This window comes from Hyalangium sp., assembly GCF_035629615.1.
Classification (GTDB): domain Bacteria; phylum Myxococcota; class Myxococcia; order Myxococcales; family Myxococcaceae; genus Hyalangium.
In genome coordinates, this window is the sequence record NZ_DASPHO010000186.1 from 1 (window position 1) to 6476 (window position 6476).

6 protein-coding genes and 1 pseudogene are annotated in these 6476 nt (G+C 62.6%); 4 read left to right on the forward strand and 3 right to left on the reverse strand.

Annotation, left to right across the window (positions count from 1 at the left end):
• Nucleotides 1–268 (forward strand): annotated as a pseudogene (locus VD972_RS09560) (serine/threonine protein kinase); the annotation flags it as partial.
• A gap of 20 nt (nucleotides 269–288) precedes the next feature.
• Here VD972_RS09560 and VD972_RS09565 read toward each other — a convergent pair.
• Both VD972_RS09565 and VD972_RS09570 read right to left on the reverse strand, forming a co-directional pair.
• Nucleotides 289–654 (reverse strand): helix-turn-helix transcriptional regulator, encoded by a 366-nt coding sequence (locus VD972_RS09565; protein ID WP_324984225.1) that lies wholly within the window; start codon nucleotides 652–654, stop codon nucleotides 289–291.
• A gap of 53 nt (nucleotides 655–707) precedes the next feature.
• The gene (locus VD972_RS09570) at nucleotides 708–935 is read right to left on the reverse strand and encodes a helix-turn-helix transcriptional regulator (protein ID WP_324984228.1); all 228 of its coding nucleotides are present in this window, start codon (nucleotides 933–935) and stop codon (nucleotides 708–710) included.
• Between the two features lie 225 nt (nucleotides 936–1160).
• Between VD972_RS09570 and VD972_RS09575 the strand changes: the two genes are divergently transcribed.
• The 3 genes from VD972_RS09575 (at nucleotide 1161) to VD972_RS09585 (ending at nucleotide 5627) form a co-directional block, all read left to right on the forward strand.
• Nucleotides 1161–3131, forward strand: coding sequence for a serine/threonine-protein kinase (locus VD972_RS09575; RefSeq protein ID WP_324984231.1), 1971 nt, complete (start codon nucleotides 1161–1163; stop codon nucleotides 3129–3131).
• 113 nt (nucleotides 3132–3244) lie between these two features.
• Entirely contained in the window at nucleotides 3245–4171 is a 927-nt protein-coding gene (locus tag VD972_RS09580; protein ID WP_324984234.1) for a DUF2381 family protein, read from the forward strand.
• A gap of 673 nt (nucleotides 4172–4844) precedes the next feature.
• A complete protein-coding gene (locus VD972_RS09585) occupies nucleotides 4845–5627 on the forward strand; it encodes a hypothetical protein (protein ID WP_324984237.1) in 783 nt (260 codons plus the stop codon).
• A gap of 93 nt (nucleotides 5628–5720) precedes the next feature.
• On the opposite strand, the gene VD972_RS09590 is transcribed toward VD972_RS09585, so the two are convergent.
• Nucleotides 5721–6299: a ribosome-binding protein gene (locus VD972_RS09590; RefSeq protein ID WP_324984240.1), complete on the reverse strand. Its 579-nt coding sequence runs from the start codon at nucleotides 6297–6299 to the stop codon at nucleotides 5721–5723.
• Nucleotides 6300–6476: the final 177 nt, after the last annotated feature.

The window sequence follows — 6476 nt, forward strand, 5'->3', positions numbered from 1 at the left end:
ATCAATCAAGACCATCATCCACAAGGCCCTCAGGCGGGATCCTGCTCAGCGGTACGTCACGGCCACCGAGATGCGTGATGCTCTGCTCGGAGCTCTCGCGCAGATGCCCCAGCCATACGGCCGGAAGGAAGTCCACGAGGAGGTATCGAAGCTGGTCGCCGATGCCAGCGCCCACCGTGATCGGCTGGAACTCCCGCAGGAGGGCATCTTCCCGGAGGCGCTGGACGCGCACGAGCTGTTCGTCCGCCCAGAAGGGCACCAGCCCTGAGGGAGCCGGTGGGTGCTTCTCTACCGGAGGAGGGCGCCCGCCATGCCGGTGAGCGCCTGGAGCTGGGTCTCATCCATCCGGAGCACCAGCGTGAGGAGGCGGCGTAGACTCGGCGCAGGTTCCTCCTGCTTTCCTCGAGAACTGCGGGTGGGCTCGTTGGCGGCTCCTGAACCTGACAGCCCCAGCAGATCATCCGAGGAGATGTGGAGCACGCTGCAGAGCCGGCGCAGCGTCGGGACGCTGGGCATCACCTTCCCTCGCTCCATGCGGCTGTAGACCATGGAGGTGATCTCCACCAGGGAGGCCACCTCTGCCTGGGTGAGCCCTGCGCGTTGCCGGGCCTCACGGGCTGCTTCGCCAATCATCTTCGCCAGCTCTTCATTCATGGGTGAGCGGCAGAGTACCTGATAGGGCTATCCCCGTCTTGCCCGATTTGGGGTCACGCCTTCACGGTGGGCAAGCCGAGGAGTGTGTCCGAGGAGACCCCGAAGAAGAGGCACAGGTCCACCAGGGTGGAAGGCGTGGGCAGGAGCTTGCCGCGCTCCATCCGGGCGTATGCGAGCAGAGGCAGCTCGATGGCCTCGGCCACCTGCTCCATGGTGAGCCCGGCATTGAGCCGGACGCTGTGGATCATCGTGCCAATGGTGGTTGCCAAGTGCTCGGACATGCGGACCTCGGGGTAGGGGAATGCACCGCTTGTACAGTGCTGCCCTGGTATACCCAATGAGGATAGTAGATGGGTAGGAGCTGCGGGTGCATGCTCCTTGCCCGTAGCAGGAGCGGGACGTGCCCAGGTCTGGTAGCGTCGCCAACTCCTGGAGGTTGAACGCATGGACGAGGGAACTGCTCCGACGCGGATGAGCCCGGACGGCCTGGCTCTCGGAGCTGGGGCATGACGGCGCTTGCGCCCCTGGAGATTCCTCCTGGAACGGACGTCCGTGGCTTCCTGATCGAGGGGAAGTTGGGAGCCGGCGGCTTCGGCACGGTGTACCGGGCCCGTCGTGGCGAGCGCCTCTACGCGCTCAAGTTCATCCGCATCAAGGACGCGGGTGGCTGGGCGAAGCGCGAGGTGGAGAGCTTGCTGCGTGTCTCTCATCGCAACGTGGTGGGCTTCGAGGGATGTGGCTTCTGGCCAGAGGAGACTCACGAGTACCTGGTGGTCATCATGGACTACGTCGAGGGGCGGCGGCTCGATGTGTGGGCAGATGAGGAAAACCCGGACGCCCGCGAAGTGACTCAGAAGGTGCTGGGCGTGGGGAGGGCCCTGGTGGCAATCCATCAGGAGAACGTGATCCACCGGGACCTGAAGGAGGCGAACATCATCGTGCGTGCCTCCAATGGGGATGTCGTGGTGGTGGACTTTGGAGTCGCGGGTGGCCCCCATACGGCGAGGGTGACGCGAGACGTTCTCCCTCCTTGCACGCTTGAGTACCGCTCCCCCGAAGCGTGGCGTTTCTTGCGTGAGAACGTCCGCCGGCTGGATGTCCACTACCAGCCAGGCCCCCGCGATGATCTGTACGCCCTGGGAGTGGTCCTCTACTGGTTGCTGACAGGCAGGTATCCGTGTGTCGGGGTGACCGAAGCGGAGCAGGCAGAGGTCACCATCCACCAGGTTCCCGAGCCGCCTCACGTCGTCAACCCTCGAGTGCCGGAGGCGATCAGTGCCATCTGCATGAGGCTGCTGGAGAAGCAGCCTGAGAACCGCTATCCGGACGCAGCGGCGCTGTGCGCAACCGTGGAAATGGCGCTGGCCATAGCGGATGCAGCCTGGAGCGTGCCCCTGTGCGACGCCCATGCCCCGGACAACGTGACCACCGTGGGCGACTTGGCGCGTGTGGACGGCGACGACGGTGTGGACCACTGGCTCCGGGAGGCAAGGCACGAGCACGAGAGGCCCAGGAGGGGCAGGTGGCCAGTGCCAGCAGCTCCAGAAGGGAAGCCGCTGCTGCCAGCAGCGGTCGAGGTCGCTCCAGCTGTACAGCTTGAGCCTCCGGCAGCAGCGCCTCCGGTAGAGCCACCGGGAAAGGTTGAGGTCAAGGGCGGCCCACCTGGCCTCGTTTCCTCAAGCAGGGTAAGGCATCCGATCCGCGCTGGTGCTCTAAGCATCCCGCTATTGGGAACTGCGGCGCTGGTCTTCGTCCTGGGGCTGACCATGGCCGTAGTCCAGCTCCATCCTCGTCCCGCGACGTCACCCCCAGCCGCGGTCATGGCAACGGAGGAACCTCGTGCCCGGATATTCGAGGTTGTCCCGGAGACTACCTGGGAGGTTGGAGAAATTGGCTGGAAAGTAGCGTCACCTATGAAGTCGCCGGAAGCTGATCGCGACAACGTTCTCTCCGTCGCAGAGGCTTCCGTGAAGAACCCGCAGCAGAAGCAGCAGAAGGTCCTCGCTCCAGTGGCCAAGGCGATCAGCACAGGTGCTGCTTGCCTCACCATGGCCTGCACTGGACCGCAGGTGCGTCCCGAGCCACCAGCCGAGCCTTGCCCTTCCGGCGCGGTCGAGGCCATGGAGAAGTTGGGCATCAAAGTAGGGGACCGCGGAGATGCGACATTTCCCGTCAATGGTGATCCTCGTCCCATCACGGTCAAGGAGGGGGGGATCAGCGTCCGCCTCTATGGACGCTGGGGGGAACTGCCTCAGAACACCCTCTTGTTCGGGAAGCTGAGCTTTGGGAGGGAACGCGTCTACGGCCGGTTTACTCAGGCGCAGCTACCCAAGGGCGGAGGCACAGTCCGGGTATGTGCCGAGTTGGTGGAGGCCATTACGGGCAAGCCTGGCGAGCCCATGTGGTCCAGGTCCACGGCTGACGATGTCAAGATCGGTTCCGTTGCGACGGTGCGGGCGGTGGACCGCTTCGAGTGAGCTTGGCCCTCCATGAGGGCGGCGTAGGGCGCACGGACACGACTCGCCTATGACGTGGTAAAGGCGACGTTCCAGGGGGCTTGCCCCGCGCCCCACCTCGGAGGTCCTGTCTCATGTCCGCGCTATCCCCCATTGCCCTCTTGGTGTTGGTCATCACGGCGGGAGCGGCCAACGCTGCTGAGGCGCTGCGGTTGCCCGACTGTGACGAAGCACAGGAGCGGATCAATCTGCCAGCTGAGCCGGATGGGAGGGTGTACGAGGTGTGTATCAGCCCTGGGCTGGGCACGATGATCGTCTTCTTCGGGACCGAGTTGCTGTCAGCGGGCGTGACGCTGGAGGGAGCCGAACGATTCACCGTGATGGAAGTAGGCAAGAGTAGCCTCTCTCTCCTGCCCTCAGACAACGTGGTGCCTGGGGAGCGGCTGAAGTTGACAGTGCGCTTCGTGGGTGAGGATGCCCCGGCGAGTGCGAGCTTTCTGCTCGTGGCGCATCCGGCTCGTGCCACACGCCAAGTGGAGGTGTTCCGCCAGAAACGCACGCTGGCGTCCTATCAGCAGTCGGAGAAGGAGAAGGAGGCCCAGGTTCAGCAATGCCGCGAGGAGAACGCGCGGCTCCGTGCGGAGTGTGGAGAGCAGTGGGGACTCACGGGGCTGATCGCCTCAGGCCTCGTGGGTGACGATGGTGTTGTCCCCCAGGACCTCACGTATCGCGTCACTCGCCATCCAACGAATCCATTCGCGGTGGCGAAGGTGTTCAGCTATCGCTCCGCGGGGCTGGTGGCTGTGGTGTTGAGCTTGGAGGTTCCCGAGGGGGCAGCGCCCTGGGAGGCGGTGGGCGCGGAACTGGTAGGCCCGGGACGCCGCATGCTACGTGTGAAGCCACCATGGCAGCGGCAGCCCATCACGTTCGACGTGAAGGACCGGCGCGTCGTGATCGAGGCGGAGGCGACAGAGGCAGAGACCCGGGGCTCCTTCACTCTGAGACTGTGGGATGCGGATGGGACCAGAAGCATCGTCCTCACGGGGGTGACGTTTCCGTAGCGCACTTTTCCCTTGTGAGGGCAGAGTGCGTTTCGTGACGAGCGGGCACCTGCTCCAAGATCGACCTGCGGACCTTCAGGGGCATGTAGTGGAGTGTGAAGGTGTCTTCAGCCACGGTGCGTCGTCACGTCAGTAGACGGGGTTCCCTCGATGTGGACAACTCTGTAAGGGCGAGGAAGCCTGCATCGCACCGGAAGAGCCGTATGACGAGGGCAAGCAGATAGGCAGCTAGGTAGGGACTAGTCGCACCAGAGGCTTGTGACGCGGTGCGCTGGGGCAATCCTACGAGAGCCCTAGACCTTCGGCTAAAGCCTCTTCCCGGGTACTAAGCGCGCTCTCTCTCGTTCATAGCGATGAAAAGAACTAATGATGTCAGAGAACTGGTTACTATCCCATCCTTCTGAGCACCACTCTTGGAGACCTAGCAGCCTTGGACTCGGATACTTCCCCCCTTTTTCAAGCCCTCCAAGTGCTAGAGCGCTCCCTAAAGCAGCCAAGCACCCAAGCCACTTGGCGGGAAGTGTTTCCCGAGTTGGCGACGTGGCTCACTCCAGAAAGACTGGATGCACTAGAACATCAGGCAGGGTGGAAGTTGCTCGGCAGTGCGCCTCGAACTTGGTCCATAAGCATCGAGAATATGATCAGGGACTTCTCCTTTCCTGATCTGGATAGCATGCCTGAAGAACAGGCAGCCAAGTGTGTGATCGACTTTTGTCGGCTGTTTGAGAACTTCGTGCAGCCCGCCACAGAAGGCTTGGTGGCTATTCACCTTGAGTCTCTCTCTCGTCCCGTCGGGAAGAACCTCTACATCTTGGCATCGCATTGCCGGCGCGAGTTCGACCCTGAAGGGACTCGGATCTGCGACGCTGTCACGCGGATCGACGGTCCCGCCTTCTTTGGTAGCGGCAATGCCTTGAAGTTGCTTCACTTGGACCGCGAGCCACTGTTTGAGGAGTGGGTCGACGCATTTGTAGGGCAGACACATCAATTCGCTGAGGTCTTTTACCGTCAGGGGCTTCATGCCGTGCTATCCCTAACCAAGTTGCTTTTGGGGCAGCCTATCGAGCAGACTCCTGCTGAACTCGGTGGCCTCATGGCGGAATGTAAAAGGGTTTTTCGGGGCGATCCTGTGTTTGATGGCCTCTTGCTTGACGAGATTCGCATTATCCGCAATGCAAGAGCCCACTCTCAGATTGAGCTTGACGTCCAGAATAAAACGGTGACGTTCATCAACCGTCGGCGTGATGGGCGTGAGGAAAGACTAGGACCATGGACCCGTGAGCAGTTTGGGGAATGTTTTTCACGCTTCGCTCAGCTTTGTAGAGACATGCTGGCTGCATTTCGTCTCTCAGGCCCTTCGTTCTTGGATGACTTCAAGAAAATGACAGAGCTGGTCACGAAATTGCGTGAGATGCGCCTTGAAATTGAAGCATCCGTTTCGGATAAGAGGATCTGAAGGTCCGACATTAGAGGCGGTGCCTCTCTGAGCCAAAAAGAAGAATCCCAGGCGGCGAGGAGGACTTCACCCCCCTCGCCACCCGAGCCAGAGTCACATGGTGCGCGACGTACTACGAGCCGAGGCCCTGCTCGAGCTGGCCTTGGGCGCAGCCGGGACCCCGTCACCCATGTTCGGCTTCATGGGCCCGGTGGCGCCGTTGCCCATCTTCCGGCGGACCTGCTGCTGCTCGCTGGATGCGGGGGCAGCGCCGCGGAGGGTCATCTCCATCTTCTCCTGGCGCTCCCGCATCTCGGCCATCTCCTTGCCGAGGCGCATCGTCTCAGCGCGCTGGGTGTCGAGCTGGCCCTGAAGCCCCTTGCGAATGTCGGCCACCTCGGTCTTCACGTCCTTGGTCAGCGTGCGCATCTCGCCCAGCGCGGCGGTGTTGGCCTGGGAGAGCTTCTCGAGCAGCTCCGAGTGCTTTCGGTCGAGCTCGGTCAGCGTCATCTGGCCCTCGAGCTGCCGGACCTCCTGGGCCTTCTCGCGCATGCAGGCCTGTGTTTCCGAAGGCTCATCTTCGCCGGCCAGCCAGCGGCCGATGGTCTTGCGGTTGGCGTAGCCGGCGGTGCCAGCTGCGAGTGTTGCAGCGATCTTGCCGAGGTTGTTGGTGATGAGGGGGAGGAAGGGCATGTGGGACTCCTCGTGGGGCACGGGAGGAATTCCCGGGCTTTAAGGCTGATACCCACAAGGGGCTCTGGATTTCGGACGCTGTATCAGAGGGCGGGCGGGTCCCTCCCGCGGGGCTTGAGGATCCGCTCGATGTGCGCGTCGAAGCAGCCCAGGATGATGTCCGTCTGTTCCTTCTTG

Bases quoted from the DNA above. Each gene is read 5' to 3' on its own strand.
- VD972_RS09580 (WP_324984234.1), top strand. From the start codon at position 3,245: ATGTCCGCGCTATCCCCCATTGCCCTCTTGGTGTTGGTCATCACGGCG.
- VD972_RS09590 (WP_324984240.1), bottom strand. From the start codon at position 6,299: ATGCCCTTCCTCCCCCTCATCACCAACAACCTCGGCAAGATCGCTGCA.
- VD972_RS09575 (WP_324984231.1), top strand. From the start codon at position 1,161: ATGACGGCGCTTGCGCCCCTGGAGATTCCTCCTGGAACGGACGTCCGT.
- VD972_RS09565 (WP_324984225.1), bottom strand. From the start codon at position 654: ATGAATGAAGAGCTGGCGAAGATGATTGGCGAAGCAGCCCGTGAGGCC.
- VD972_RS09585 (WP_324984237.1), top strand. From the start codon at position 4,845: ATGCCTGAAGAACAGGCAGCCAAGTGTGTGATCGACTTTTGTCGGCTG.
- VD972_RS09570 (WP_324984228.1), bottom strand. From the start codon at position 935: ATGTCCGAGCACTTGGCAACCACCATTGGCACGATGATCCACAGCGTC.